Here is a 14,696-nt window from a genome sequence, read left to right on the forward strand (position 1 = left end):
GCTTTTTTCTTTCTCATCTTTCGCTTCCTCTTTCGCTGGAAAGTGGAAGGGTTGCAAAATATTCCCGCACAAGGCGGCGCAATCATTGCCGCTAATCACATCAGTCTCTGGGATCCGCCGCTGCTCGGAACGGCACTTGAACGCCCGATCCATTTTATGGCCAAGGAAGAATTATTTAAAAATAGCTTACTGCGCATGATCATTTCTGCATTGAATGCCTTCCCTGTCAAGCGCGGAAGCGCAGACCGCAATGCGATTCGCAACGCCCTCTCCCTGTTAGAACGCGGCCAATTATTGGGACTATTTCCAGAAGGCACGCGCAGCAAAACCGGAGAGCTAGGAAAAGCGGAAGCCGGCATCTCTATGATTGCCCTCAAAGCAAATGTGCCGATCATTCCCACGGCAATTATCGGCACGAATAAGGTGTTTTCCGGCACTTCATGGCTGCCTGTTTTTGTGATTCGTTTTGGTCCCGCTATTTATCCAGATGCCAATCCTGAGTATCGTAAAAATTCAGCAACTCTGGGAGAAAAAATCATGGCGGAAATCGCTGTGCAACAAGCGAATGCCGCAAATAAAAGCTAAGTTAAACGCCCCCGCTGAGTGGACAGAACAGTCTACCCTGTGGGGGAACTTTTAATTTATAGCCTGTTTGTTTTTTTATTATGGTAAAATCTTTAAACTATTGTCTACTTGATGTATACTATATTTGGACAATGGTAGTATAATTATTACTCTTCGTAGGAGGTGTTCTTGTAAAAATCAAGTTGTAAGACAAACAAAAAGGAGATGACTTGATAATGAATTCGGTCACATTGCTCATCATCGCCGCGTGTTTTTTTGTACTTGCCTATCGGTATTACTCCGCATTTATCACTACAAAAATCTTATTCCTGAACGATGCTAATATTACTCCGGCTTATCGCTGCAACGACGGACGCGAATTTGTCCCAACAAACAAATGGGTTTTGTTTGGACATCATTTTGCCGCAATTGCTGGTGCAGGACCTCTAGTAGGTCCTGTTTTAGCCGCTCAATATGGTTGGGGTCCCGGCTTCATGTGGATCTTACTCGGTTCGGTTTTTGCCGGCGCAGTCCATGATCTGATCATTTTGTTTGCTTCGGTGCGCCATAACGGCCAGTCTCTGGCAACAATTGCTCGGCGTGAAGTAGGGCCGCTGACTGGCGTAACCACGTCATTTGCCATTTTGTTCATTATCATTGTCGCTTTGGCGGGTCTTGCAATCGTGGTAGTGAACGCATTGTTTAACAATCCATGGGGAGTTTATACGCTCTTCATGACAATTCCGATCGCAATTGTCATTGGCTTATACATGTTTAAAATTGCTCCCGGTTCGATACGTTCCGGTTCAATCGTCGGTTTTTTACTCGTCCTTGGCGCAGTGTTTACCGGAAGCTATATACCCGCGTCTTCCTGGGCTCCACACTTCACACTTACGCGTAATGAACTGGCGCTGGCGCTGCCCACCTACGGTTTCTTTGCCGCCGTATTACCGGTCTGGCTGTTACTTGCGCCGCGCGATTATCTCAGTTCCTATATGAAAATCGGCACGGTCGCAGCGTTAGCACTTGGCATACTAGTTGTCCAACCGACGATTAACATGCCGTTTACAACGCAATTCGTCGATGGCGGTGGACCGATCATTCCCGGACCGGTTTGGCCGTTCGTCTTCATCACCATTGCTTGCGGCGCAATTTCCGGCTTCCATTCGCTGATTAGTTCCGGCACAACGCCCAAAATGATCGAACGCGAAACGCAAGCCAGGGCAATTGCTTACGGCGGTATGCTCACCGAAGGATTCGTCGCGGTCATGGCTCTTATTTCGGCTGTCGTACTGATGCCTGGTGATTATTTTGCCATCAATACGCCTCCAGCTGTATTTGCCAAACTAAACATTCCTCCGGTAAGCTTAAAAGAATTATCCGGTCTCGTTGGCATGGATGTCGCCGGACGACCAGGTGGTGCGGTTTCTTTAGCCGTCGGCATGGCAAAAATATTCTCCAGCATCGGCGGTATGGGGCATCTGATGAATTACTGGTATCAGTTCGCCATCATGTTTGAAGCACTCTTTATCCTAACAACGATTGACGCGGGAACCCGCGTAGCCCGTTACATTCTACAGGATATTATCGGCACTTATCTCTACGAGCCGATGAAACGGCCCAACTGGTGGCCGGGCATTCTTTTCACCAGCGCATTAGTCACTCTTTGCTGGGGCTATCTGCTATACAGCGGCGACGTTGCGAGCATCTGGCCGTTGTTTGGCGTGGCAAACCAATTGCTTGCCGTAGTCGCACTCGCGATTGGCACGACTATTATCTTGAAAGTGTCCGACAATAAACTTCATTCGCTAGTGACGTTGCTGCCAATGATATTCTTAGCCTTCACCGTCATCATTGCCGGCGTGATGAATATTCAAATGTTTTTCAAACGCGGTGATATGCTGGGAAATATTAACGGTTCGGTCAGCGTTGTCTTGATTGTCTTAGTTGTGATTACCTTGCTAGATTCGATACGTAAATGGAATGAACTTTATCGGACCGATAAAGCTGTCGGCATGAATACGGAAATTGAGGCCGTGTGTCGATATGGTGAAACAAAACCAAACATTCCAAGTTAGCAAATTCTGCCAAAAAAGCAATCCACAACAACGTGGATTGCTTTTTTTCACGTCAATAAAGGTTTTTTTTATTTTTCGTCGAATTTATTATTGGTTAAAAAATAGGAGGTCTTTCTATGCAAATTCTTACAGCGAAGCATTGCGGCTTTTGTTACGGAGTAAAAAGGGCCGTCTCGTTGGCATTAGATCAGGCCGCTCAGACTCCTGGATCAACCGTTTACACACTGGGACCGATTATTCATAACCCCCAGGTCGTATCCAATTTACATGCTAACGGAATTATCGCCGTTGACGATATTGATCAGATCCCTTCCGGCAGCACGGTTATCATCCGTTCACACGGCGTAGGCCCTCAGATATATAAGGCCGCAGAAATAAGAGGACTGAAGGTCGTTGATGCGACCTGCCCTCACGTTAAAAAAGCGCAACAAGCTGCAAAAGAACTATTTGACTCCGGCTGCCAGGTTATCGTCATCGGCGAAGCCAAGCATCCTGAAGTGAAAGGCATCGTAGCCTGGACTGATAACCAGGCATTGACGGTAGAAAATGCGGCGGAGGCAGAGGATGTCGCATTATTTTCACGCATTGGCTTAGTCGCACAAACAACGTTTTCGGAACAGGCCTTTGCCGAACTGACAGCTATTTTGCAAAACAAAACACCTGAACTCGTGGTAAAAAAAACAATTTGCACAGCCACCGAACAGCGTCAGCAAGCTGCAGCAGAATTGGCCCAAATTGTTGATGTCATGTTGGTCATCGGAGGCAAAAATAGTGCTAACACGGCCCACCTGGTCGAAATTTGCGCACAGTATGCCACACGAACCCTCCATATCGAAACTGCTGAAGAACTAAAATTCTCCGAACTGAAAGGCAAGGACAGGATAGGTATCACCGCTGGCGCATCTACGCCAGATTGGATTATTGAGGAGGTCTTGGAAAGAATGCAAAATTTTAATGAAATGTTGGAAAATCACCTGCAAAATGTGAAATCAGTTGAAGTTGGTTCGCTTCTGCGCGGTAAAGTAGTAGCCATCCGCGAAACAGACGTGTTTGTCGATATCGGTTTTAAAGGTGAAGCGGTTATCGAATTGAGTGAGCTGGCTTATCCGACGCCTGAGCGCCCGGAACAAATCGTCCAGCTCGGCGAAGAACTGAGCCTGCTGGTCCTATCTGACGGCAGCAGTGACGGCAGTATCAAACTGTCGCGCAAGCGAATTCAGGAACGTTTGGCTTGGGAAGAAATCTTGGCCGCGCAAGAAAATCATCTGCCACTCGAAGCACATGTCACTGAAGCTGTCAAAGGAGGGGTGCGCGTCGCCGTGAACGGAGTTTCCGGTTTCATCCCTGCTTCCCATGTTGCGCTAGGTTCGGTATCCGACCTGAACACTTACGTCGGACAGACCCTGACGGTATTTGTCATTGAAGCTTTTGAATCCAGTAAAAAGCTAGTTTTATCGCACAAAACACATCTGCGGCAGCAGCAGGAACTGCAGGCTCAAAAGACGTTGCAATCGTTGACGGTTGGCTCTGATGTGACCGGCACAGTTAGACGACTGGCCGATTTCGGTGCATTCGTCGATCTTGGCGGCATCGACGGTTTAATCCACATTTCCGATTTGGCTTGGCAAAGGGTCAAGTCGCCCAGTGAAGTGCTCAATGAAGGAGACAATGTCAAAGTTCGCATCCTCAAGGTGGATCTGGAAAGCAAGCGAATTTCGTTGAGTCTAAAGGATCTGCAACCCGATCCTTGGTTGGCTTCCGCTGCCGCGCTGAAAGCCGGTATGATTGTTGACGTCACTGTCACACGGCTTGCTAAATTCGGTGCATTCGTAAAAGTTCTTGATGGGGTAGAGGGATTGATCCGCCTCGCCGAATTGAGCGAAAAAACGATTCATACTGCTGACGAAGCCGTAACGCTCGGTCAGACATTTCCGGCTAAGATTCTTGAAATTGAACCGGCTACCAAACGCCTGACACTAAGTGTTACGCAGATCAAACTTGACGCCGAACGCGCCGAATATCAAGATTATCTTACTGAACAGCAGTCAGACGTCCCGACGCTCGGCGATAAATTCGCTCATTTGTTCAGCCAATTGGAGAAAAAATAGGCATGGGTGAACAACCTTCACGCCAGTCGCGCAAGTTAGACCACCTGCATCATGCGTTGGAACTGCCTGATGGTCCGATATCCGCCGGTTTTTCTGATATTCATTTAATTCACAACTGTCTGCCCTCCATAGATTGGCAGGAGATTACACTTGAAACAAAACTGCTCGATTGGACTTTGCCGCAACCACTTCTTTTAAACGCCATTACCGGCGGCGCAGAAGACGTTCTCTCCGTCAATGGACTGCTGGCGACTTTTGCAGCAAAAACCAAAATGCCGATGGCAGTAGGCTCGCAGTATGCGGCACTCGAAGACAGCCATTTTATTGAATCCTATCGAATTGTCCGCAAAAAAAATCCAGACGGAATCATCTTTGCCAACCTTGGTGCGCATGCCAATGTGAAACAGGCCGAGCTTGCAGTCAAAATGCTTGAAGCACAGGCGCTGCAAATTCATTTGAATCCGGCCCAAGAACTGCTGATGCCGGAAGGAGATCGCGATTTCAGTCGTTACCTGAATAACATTGCTGAAATCGCCGCTGCATTGGCAGTTCCGGTCATCGTAAAAGAAGTCGGTTTCGGAATGGCGCGCGAACAAGTCAGAGAATTGCTTTCCACCGGAATTCGGGCAATTGACATCGGAGGCGCTGGCGGCACCAATTTTGCGGCCATTGAATCAAGCCGCCAATATCCTCAACCACACGAAGATTTTTTACGCTGGGGAATCCCTACCGTAATCAGCGCCGTAGAAACATTACAAACCGTCTCTGACAAACTTCCCGTCATCGTTTCCGGCGGCGTGCGCACACCGCTTGATGCGGTCAAGGCTTTATCGCTCGGCGCTGCCTCCGTCGCACTTGCGACGCCTTTTTTGCAACAAATACTGCAAGAAAGCATTCAAGAAACATATCAAACATTCCAACGCTTTCTCCATGATATGAAGACAATTATGCTGTTGACCGGCGCGAGCAAACCGCAGGGCCTAACGCAAAAACCGTTGATCATCAGCGGTTTTTGCGCCGAATGGCTCAAGCAACGGGGCTTTTCACTGCACGGTTATGCCAATCGCACTACGCTTGCTATTGACTAAAGGCATAACTTTTCTCATAATAGATATGATGGCGGTATAGAGAGTGGTGTTCTTCATCACTCTCTATCTGTTTGTTTGGTAAAACGTCAAAATTTGAAAGAAGTGAGGTGTTCCCCTATGAGTCCCCAGGGCATTATTTCCAAGGTCCATCCTGATAGTTTGGGAGAAGAGATTGGGCTGGCGGCTGGTGATCGCCTTTTAAAAGTAAATGATCAAAACGTTTCTGATATTATTGATCTCAGCTTTGCCTTGGCTGATGAATATCTCGAACTGCTCATTGAAAAATCGAATGGCGATCAAGAAATTATCGAACTTGAAAAAGAATATCACGAAGACTTAGGCGTCGAATTTGAAAGCGCAGTCTTTGATTCGGTTCGCCGTTGCGCAAATCGTTGCGTTTTTTGCTTTGTCGATCAAATGCCGAAAGGAATGCGAGAAAGTTTATATGTGAAAGATGACGATTATCGTTTGTCTTTTCTGTATGGTAATTTTGTAACCTTAACGAATTTGACGCCGAAAGACATGCAGCGGATCCAGTCGTTCCATTTAACACCGCTTTACATATCGGTTCATGCGACCGATCCTGAAGTACGTTCCAGCCTGCTTAACAACAAGAATGCCTCCCGACTTCCGGATCAGCTCAAAGAATTGATTGATGCAGGAATCGAACTGCATACGCAAATCGTCCTCTGCCCGGGTTTGAATGACGGCGACGTCCTTGAGCAGACGCTTGGCGATCTGTATAAGCTCAAACCGTCCGTCCTCTCTGTCGCCATCGTACCGGTAGGCTTGACGCAATATCGCGACGACTGCCCTGAACTGGAAACCTTCAACGCCGAATCGGCCAAACACGTCATCCAGCAGGTTGAAGCATGGCGAAGCAAGTGTCGCGAGCAAAGCGGCGATTCCTTTATCCATTTGGCGGATGAATTTTATCTGATGGCCGGCATTGATTTACCTCCAGCCGCACATTACGACGGCTTTCCGCAGTTGGAAAACGGCGTCGGCCTGGTTCGCTCCTTTCTCGATGACTGGCAGGAAACGCTAAGACAAAAGCAACCTGCACCTTATGCTACGCAGCGCGTAATCGACGTCGTCTGCGGCATGTCAGCAGCGAAGGTTCTCACTCCGTTACTGGACGACCTCAGCGTGCCAAACCTGCTGCTTCGACTGCAGCCGGTCGCTAACCGTTTCTTTGGTCCGAAAATTACTGTTAGCGGATTGTTGACTGGTAGTGATATACTGGATTCATTACCGCCTTGCGAAAATCGCGACGGTATTATCATTCCTGGCGTTTCGTTGCGCAAAGGAGAAAGCGTCTTTTTGGACGGCATGACGCTGGAGGAACTGTCAAGCAAGCTAAACAGCAAAGTCTACCCAGCCTATTCGGCACAAGAGCTTCATACTTTGTTGACTGCCTGGAGGTAATGAAAAGTGACGGAATTAGGACTGCTTCAGGTTTATACAGGCGACGGAAAAGGGAAGACAACTGCGGCTCTCGGTCTTGCGCTACGCGCATGCGGACACGGTTTTCGCGTCTGCATGATCCAATTTATGAAAGAGAGCGACGATTACGGCGAAGCAAAACTGAAGGGACTTTTACCCAACTTCACCTTGCTGCAGGTAGGACGCAATGACTTTGTCAACCTCGCCGCGCCGGAACAAATTGACATTAAGCTGGCACAAAATGGCTGGCATCAGGCTAAGGAGATTATTCTGTCCGGTAAATTTGATATTGTCATTTTAGATGAAATTAACGTCGCAATGGCATGCAAGCTTTTGGATACCAATAGCGTAGTCGCCTTTTTAAAGGATTTTTGTTCAACCGCACAACCTAAGCCTGAATTGATCCTTACCGGCCGTTATGCGCCGGAAGAAATATGCGCCATAGCGCATTTGGTAACCGAAATGCGCGAAATCAAGCATCCGTATGCCCTGCATCAGACTGCCGCACGCTGCGGCAGCGAATTTTAAAACAGTTAGGTGTGAATAAAAATGAGTAAACCAATCTTGGCCATTGTTGGTCGACCCAACGTGGGAAAATCGACTCTTTTTAATTATCTTGGCAGTCAACGGGTTTCTATCGTCGAAGATATGCCCGGCGTAACCCGCGACCGGATTTATATGGACGCCGAATGGCTTGATCAAAAGTTCACAATGATCGATACTGGCGGCATCGAATTAGAAAGCTCGGACAAAATCCTGACTGCAATGCGCTATCAGGCACAGTTGGCCATAGAAGAAGCCGATGCTATTCTTTTTATGGTTGATGCGAAAGCCGGCATGACTACCGCTGATGAAGAAATCGCAACCATCTTACGCGGCACGCGCAAACCTGTCCTGCTTGCAGTTAACAAAGCCGATAGCCCTAAGGATATGACCGATGTCTATGAGTTTTATGGTCTCGGCCTAGGGGATCCGATGCCGATTTCTAGCGCTAATGCACTCAACATCGGCGATTTACTCGATGAAATCATAAAAATATTGCCGACCAATCAGGACGAAGAACGCGACGACGATCAAATCCGTGTCGCAGTCATCGGTCGCCCGAATGTCGGCAAATCATCACTTGTTAACGCTGTACTTGGTGAGGATCGCGTCATCGTCAGCGATATTCCCGGTACGACACGCGACGCCATCGACACTCACTTCCAAAAAGAAGGCACATCCTATGTGCTGATTGATACGGCTGGTATGCGTCGCAAAGCAAAGATAGACTTGCCGGTTGAACGTTACAGCGTCATTCGCTCGCTGCGTGCCGTCGACCGCAGTGACGTCGTATTGATGGTCATCGATGCCCTTGATGGCGTTACCGAACAGGATAAGAAGATTGCTGGTTACGCGCACGAAGCAGGCAAAGGCATTGTCATTATTGTCAACAAATGGGATCTGGTCGAGAAAGATACCAAGACATCACTGCGCTTTACGGAAGAAATTCGCAGCGAACTGATTTTCATGCAATATGCGCCGATCATGTTCCTGTCGGCACTAACAAAGCAGCGTGTGCACCGCGTCACCGAACTCATCAAATTTGTCGCCGACCAGAACGCGATGCGAGTCTCGACTAGCGTCTTGAATCAGGTTATTGAAGATGCGGTTGCCATCAATCCGCCTCCGTCGCATCGCGGTCGCCGTTTAAAGATTTATTTCTCGACTCAAGCGAATGTAAAACCACCAACATTTGTCTTCTTTGTTAACGAACCGGAAATCATGCATTTTTCCTATTTGCGCTTTCTGGAGAATAAATTGCGTGAGAGCTTCGGCTTTGAAGGTACGCCATTGAAGCTGGTCGTTCGTGGTCGCAAAGAAGAAACTGAATAAACCGCTAGTACAGAGATAGAAGAGAGGTATACTAGATGGATTCCACGTGGCTCATTTTATTGCTTTTCGGTTACCTTTTAGGCGCGATTCCTAATGGATTGCTGATTGGCCGGCATCTTTACGGCATTGATTTGCGCGAGCATGGCAGCAAAAATATCGGCGCCACTAATGCATTTCGAACGTTGGGCTATAAACCTGCGTTACTCGTCTTTCTCACTGACACCGGCAAAGGCATTTTCGCTGTTTATGGCGCGATGCAGGTGACTACATCGCCATTGATTTTATTATCAGTAGGAATAGCCGCCATTGTCGGTCACAACTGGTCGATTTTCTTGCATTTTAAAGGCGGACGTGGCGTCGCTACAGGCCTTGGCATCATCACGGTTGTCATTCCTAAAATCACCATTGTGGTCTTTCTGGCTTGGTGCCTGATCGTCTATTTTACGCGCTATGTCTCACTGGCTTCAATTATCGGAGCCGCGCTAGTACCTCTTCTGGTCTGGCTCATGAACGAAAAGGTAGAGTACCTCTATTTCGGTTATATTGCGGCAACGTTTGTTATTGTACGGCACACCGCCAACATCAAACGCTTGTTAAGCGGCACTGAGCTGAAAATAAAAATGGGCCATGCAAGCGCTCCGTCAGACAGGCGTTAAACCCGCAAGGACTCACAACGTGAGTCCTTGTCATTTTTCGTTCTAGCCCTTGTCTTTTTCAAAATTAGTGATATAATGTCTTCTATGAACAGATAATTATCCATATGTGCAATACTGGGAGGCGAGATTGTGGTAAGTCAAAAATCAGTTTTTTATTTGGTCCGAGAAGAAATTTTGCCCGAGGCAATCAAAAAAACCATTAAGGTCAAGGACATGCTGAAACGCGGCGAAGCTCGTACTATCAATGAGGCTGTCGAAAAAATGGAATTGAGCCGTAGTGCCTATTATAAGTACAAAGATTATGTGTTTCCTTTTTATGAAGCAAGTAAAGAAAAAATTGTAACCTTGGCTTTATTACTAGAACACAAGCAAGGCGTCCTGTCGCGTGTCTTAAACACGATTGCCGCCGATCACGGCAGTGTTCTGACGATTAACCAAGGAATCCCTCTGCAAGGCGTTGCCAACGCCACGGTTTCGCTGGAAACGGCTGAACTCGTCATTGACTTGGAAGCATTGCTGGATAAATTGCGGATGGTCGAAGGCGTCAAACGCCTGGAAGTATTGGGACAGGCTTAGACCTGGAACGACTATAGAAGGAGGATGGCGCTATATGACGGAAAAGACGATAATAAACGTAGGACTGCTGGGAATGGGAACCGTTGGTACGGGCGTTGTCAAACTCCTTACTGCTAATGGACCTTCTATTGCAAGAAAGACCGGACTGCCGATTAACGTTAAAACGATTTTAGTGCGTAATCTTGAAAAGCACCGCGCTCTCGCCGCGACGACAAAACTGACTGCATCATTTGAAGACATTCTCAATGATGCAGACATCGACATTGTCGTCGAATTGATGGGTGGAGAAGATCCGGCAAAGGACTACATGTTGCGCGCCATGAAATCCGGCAAACATGTTATCACAGCCAATAAAGATGCCGTCGCAAAATACGGCAAGGAACTGTATGCTGCTGCGGAAGAAAATCAAGTGGATTTTCTCTTTGAAGCAAGCGTCGGCGGCGGTATTCCAATCATCCGGCCGTTAAAACAGTGCCTGGCTGCCAATGAAATCAGCGAAGTGATGGGGATCGTGAACGGCACGACCAACTATATGCTGACCAAAATGACCCAGGAAGGCGTTGATTTTGCTTCCGTCCTGGCGGAAGCGCAAGCCAAAGGCTATGCTGAATCAGACCCGACAGCGGACGTCGGTGGTCTTGATGCAGCGCGCAAAGCGGCTATTTTAGCATCCATCGCCTTTGGCACACGCGTTTCTATCGACGATGTGCATACTGAAGGCATTACCTCCATTACGCCAGAAGATATTGCCTATGCCAAAGAACTTGGCTTTGTCATCAAGCTACTGGCCATTGCTAAAGACACGCCAGAAGGCATCGACGTCCGTGTGCATCCCTCATTCATTCCAGTCAGCCATCCGCTGGCCTCTGTAAATGATGTCTATAACGCAATTTATGTTCGCGGCGACGCAGTCGGCGAAACAATGTTTTACGGACGCGGCGCTGGCGAAATGCCGACTGCAAGCGCCGTCGTTGCTGATATCATAGATGCGGCGCGCGACATCTATCACGGCTGTAGCGGACGAATTTTATGCACTTGCTTCAATCAGAAGAATTTTCTGACGCCAGAACAAACTGAATCGCCGTACTATATCCGCCTCTTAGTCGAGGATAAACCTGGCGTGTTGGCAGCAATCGCTGGTGCGTTCGGCGCACAGCAAGTCAGTCTGCATTCGGTCATTCAAAAACGAAAAGTGGATGCCTGTTCAGAACTTGTCTTGCTTACTTATAAAGTCAGCGATGCCAATATCCGTCTGGCCATGAGCACCATCGGCGGTATGTCTGTCGTCAGCCAAATCCGTGGCGTAATCCGCGTAGTAGGACAATAACACTGGGAGATTGCTATTATGGCAAACACTTTTTCTGTACGTGTTCCGGGAACAACTGCAAACTGTGGTCCTGGCTTCGATACGTTAGGAATTGCATGTACCATTTACAATGAGTTAGACTTAACGCTTTCTGCGACTGGCGAGCTCGCAATCGTTAATCAAGGCGAAGGGGCAGCCGATCTGACAACCGATGAAAGCAACATCGTCTTTCAGGCAGTGAAAATGGTGTATGACACGGTCGGTAAAACCTTGCCTGGATTCCGACTGACCTTACGTAACGCAATTCCGCTTGCGCGCGGCCTAGGCAGCAGCGCCGCTGCGATCGTCGGCGGTTTAGTCGCTGCAAATGCCAGTTTGAACAGCCCGCTAAGCAATCAAAAACTGCTGGAGCTTGCCACAAGAATGGAAGGTCATCCTGACAATGTTGCCCCGGCATTATTCGGCGGCATTACAGTAAGCACGCTAGAGGAGGACGGCACAATCAGCGCCCTTCATTTTCTCCCTGCCAAGCCGTTGTTCCTCGCAGTCGCTGTACCGGCGTTCGAACTGTCGACTCGTAAAGCACGTGCGGTAATGCCTAGCGAAGTCTCGATGAAAGACGCCCTATTCAATGTTTCGCACAGCTCACTCCTTGCTGCAGCGTTATGTAGCGGACAATATCAATATCTGCCGCTCGCATTACAGGATCGTTTGCATCAACCCTATCGTAGTCAACTAATTCCAGCTATGGAGGCGGTTTTTGCCGCTGCAATTTCTGCCGGTGCCTTAGGCGCCGTTATCAGCGGTGCCGGTCCAACATTGCTTGCCTTTTGTGACCGATTCGACGCAGCAATTGCCGATGCTATGGTAACTGCATTTTCAAAGGCTGGAATTGCCGCCCAAGCTCATATTCTTGAAATTGACGCTCGTGGTGCGCAGGTTATCTAGAATCTTGTTGACAGAATGAGCGTTTTTGTGTAAAATTATAAATGTCAGTCGGGGCGTAGCTCAGCTTGGTAGAGCGCTACCTTGGGGTGGTAGAGGCCGCACGTTCAAGTCGTGTCGCTCCGACCAGTTTAACTTAATAAATATTTAAACTCACAGGTTTAGGCCTGTGAGTTTTTTTATACTGTCACTACAAATCAAATATCTCTGGATAAATCATAAATTAATTTACGAAACTATAACAGGAAATAGCTCTCGTCAGCGCGAAGAAGCTTATTATGCATTTACTTTTTTATTGCAAGCAATAAAGGGGGTTCATATGAAAATCATTTACTATGCTGATTTATCCGGGTCAAAAGCGTGGGGATTTTTGAATGAAGCACACGTATTTCCACTCCTTACGAGCCCCTACACCAAACCGTTGCAATGGAGCGATGCATATCTGAACATTGATGACGTCACTCTACTGGCTCCGTGTCAGCCAAGTAAGATCGTTTGCGTCGGGCTCAATTACCATGATCATGCAGTAGAAATGAAATTACCACTACCGAAAGAGCCTTTACTTTTTTTGAAACCGCCGTCGTCGCTGATCGGTCCTGGTGACGCAATCATCTCACCACGCCAGACGAACAATCTGCATTATGAAGCAGAACTGGCAATCGTCATCGGCCAAAGAGCAAAGCACGCCACGCTGGAGCAGGCATCTGCCGCCATACTGGGCTATACATGCGCCAATGACGTGACGGCCCGCGATCTCCAATTCAAAGACGGACAGTGGACACGCGGCAAGTCGTTCGATACGTTTTTGCCCCTCGGTCCCTGGATCGAAACCGAAATTGACACAAGTCAGCTGACAATTTCTCTGCTCTTGAATCAAACGATGCGTCAGCAGAGCAATACGAAAAATCTGATTTTTTCGCCGCAGCAACTCGTGTCTTATATTTCTCAGATCATGACACTAGAAGCGGGCGATCTAATTTTAACCGGTACACCAGCAGGCGTCGGAGCGATGCAGATCGGCGATTGCGTTGAAGTCTGCATCGACGGGATAGGTTGTTTGAAAAATATCGTAGCGCAGCAGGAGGGGTGAACAGTGCACTCAAGACTCTTAGCCTATAAAGGACATTTTCCTAAACTGGAAGCGGATGTCTTTGTCGCCCCTGGCGCATGGATCATCGGTAAAGCTACTATCGCCAAACAGGCTAATATCTGGTTTAATAGCGTCATTCGCGCCGATGTGAACGAAATTGTAATCGGTAGCCGCACCAATATCCAAGATAACTGTACAATTCATGTTATGCCTGATGGCGCGGCCCTAATCGGGGCAGACGTTACCGTCGGGCATGGTGCAATTATCCATGCCTGTAGCATCGGCGACAACTGTTTGATCGGCATGGGGGCCATCCTATTAAATTACTGCCAAATTGGCAATAATTGTATCATTGCCGCTGGATCACTGATTCCGGAACATAAAATTATCCCTGACAACTCTTTGGTTATCGGTTCGCCAGGAAAAGTCATCCGCTTGCTTAGCGATGCAGAGCACGCACTGATTCGCGAGTCAGCCGTGTCATATTGTGAAGAAGCTGCCAACTATCGTTAATAAGGAGGATTCTTCGATGGAACAAACGCTGGTGTTGTTAAAACCGGATGCCATAGAGCGCGGGTTATGCGGCCAACTGATCGGACGCATTGAACGTAAAGGGTTTCGGATTGTAGCGCTAAAAATGATGCTCTTGCCACACGAAGTCGCGCTAAAGCATTATTCAGAACATCGTGAAAAGGACTTTTTTACTGAATTGGTCGCCTTCATTACTTCAGGCCCGCTTGCCGCCTTAGTCGTCGAGGGTGATAACGTCGTCCAACTAATGCGTAGTATCATGGGTGCAACAGATCCCGCTAAAGCTGCACCTGGCACAATCCGCAGCGATTATGCGACAAGCGTCCGATACAATGTCATCCACGGCTCAGACTCGCTCGATAGCGCTAAACGCGAAATTGCGCTATTTTTCAAGCCAGAAGAAATTTGCCACTAAAGAAGCAGAGGAGGATTT

14 protein-coding genes and 1 tRNA gene are annotated in these 14,696 nt (G+C 48.0%); all 15 read left to right on the forward strand.

Annotation, left to right across the window (positions count from 1 at the left end):
• The first annotated feature begins 42 nt into the window (after nt 1–42).
• Entirely contained in the window at nt 43–585 is a 543-nt protein-coding gene (locus QTL79_RS06785; RefSeq protein ID WP_346354203.1) for a lysophospholipid acyltransferase family protein, read from the forward strand.
• Nucleotides 586–800: 215 nt separating this feature from the next.
• The gene (locus QTL79_RS06790; protein WP_346354204.1) at nt 801–2,642 is read left to right on the forward strand and encodes a carbon starvation CstA family protein; all 1,842 of its coding nucleotides are present in this window, start codon (nt 801–803) and stop codon (nt 2,640–2,642) included.
• Nucleotides 2,643–2,758: 116 nt separating this feature from the next.
• Nucleotides 2,759–4,750, forward strand: a complete 1,992-nt coding sequence (locus QTL79_RS06795) for a bifunctional 4-hydroxy-3-methylbut-2-enyl diphosphate reductase/30S ribosomal protein S1 (protein WP_346354205.1) — start codon at nt 2,759–2,761, stop codon at nt 4,748–4,750.
• A gap of 2 nt (nt 4,751–4,752) precedes the next feature.
• Nucleotides 4,753–5,838 carry a type 2 isopentenyl-diphosphate Delta-isomerase gene (gene fni / locus QTL79_RS06800; RefSeq protein ID WP_346354206.1) on the forward strand — a complete coding sequence of 362 codons (1,086 nt, stop codon included), beginning with the start codon at nt 4,753–4,755 and terminating at the stop codon, nt 5,836–5,838.
• Nucleotides 5,839–5,955: 117 nt separating this feature from the next.
• On the forward strand, nt 5,956–7,266 hold the full coding sequence (locus QTL79_RS06805) for a DUF512 domain-containing protein (RefSeq protein ID WP_346354207.1): 1,311 nt from the start codon (nt 5,956–5,958) through the stop codon (nt 7,264–7,266).
• Between the two features lie 6 nt (nt 7,267–7,272).
• Entirely contained in the window at nt 7,273–7,812 is a 540-nt protein-coding gene (locus QTL79_RS06810; RefSeq protein ID WP_346354208.1) for a cob(I)yrinic acid a,c-diamide adenosyltransferase, read from the forward strand.
• Nucleotides 7,813–7,833: 21 nt separating this feature from the next.
• Nucleotides 7,834–9,159 carry a ribosome biogenesis GTPase Der gene (gene der / locus QTL79_RS06815; RefSeq protein WP_346354209.1) on the forward strand — a complete coding sequence of 442 codons (1,326 nt, stop codon included), beginning with the start codon at nt 7,834–7,836 and terminating at the stop codon, nt 9,157–9,159.
• A 35-nt stretch (nt 9,160–9,194) separates the two neighbouring features.
• On the forward strand, nt 9,195–9,815 hold the full coding sequence (gene plsY / locus QTL79_RS06820) for a glycerol-3-phosphate 1-O-acyltransferase PlsY (protein WP_346354210.1): 621 nt from the start codon (nt 9,195–9,197) through the stop codon (nt 9,813–9,815).
• A 129-nt stretch (nt 9,816–9,944) separates the two neighbouring features.
• A complete protein-coding gene (locus tag QTL79_RS06825; protein ID WP_346354211.1) occupies nt 9,945–10,391 on the forward strand; it encodes an ACT domain-containing protein in 447 nt (148 codons plus the stop codon).
• 34 nt (nt 10,392–10,425) lie between these two features.
• A complete protein-coding gene (locus QTL79_RS06830) occupies nt 10,426–11,718 on the forward strand; it encodes a homoserine dehydrogenase (RefSeq protein WP_346354212.1) in 1,293 nt (430 codons plus the stop codon).
• 18 nt (nt 11,719–11,736) lie between these two features.
• A complete protein-coding gene (gene thrB / locus QTL79_RS06835) occupies nt 11,737–12,645 on the forward strand; it encodes a homoserine kinase (RefSeq protein ID WP_346354213.1) in 909 nt (302 codons plus the stop codon).
• A gap of 49 nt (nt 12,646–12,694) precedes the next feature.
• Nucleotides 12,695–12,771: transfer RNA gene (locus tag QTL79_RS06840), tRNA-Pro, on the forward strand.
• Nucleotides 12,772–12,961: 190 nt separating this feature from the next.
• Entirely contained in the window at nt 12,962–13,732 is a 771-nt protein-coding gene (locus QTL79_RS06845; RefSeq protein ID WP_346354214.1) for a fumarylacetoacetate hydrolase family protein, read from the forward strand.
• A 3-nt stretch (nt 13,733–13,735) separates the two neighbouring features.
• A complete protein-coding gene (locus QTL79_RS06850) occupies nt 13,736–14,245 on the forward strand; it encodes a gamma carbonic anhydrase family protein (RefSeq protein WP_346354215.1) in 510 nt (169 codons plus the stop codon).
• Nucleotides 14,246–14,261: 16 nt separating this feature from the next.
• Complete coding sequence (gene ndk, locus QTL79_RS06855) at nt 14,262–14,678, forward strand: nucleoside-diphosphate kinase (protein ID WP_346354216.1); 417 nt, start codon at nt 14,262–14,264, stop codon at nt 14,676–14,678.
• Nucleotides 14,679–14,696 lie beyond the last annotated feature (18 nt).

This window comes from Azotosporobacter soli, assembly GCF_030542965.1.
GTDB lineage: Bacteria > Bacillota > Negativicutes > SG130 > SG130 > Azotosporobacter > Azotosporobacter soli.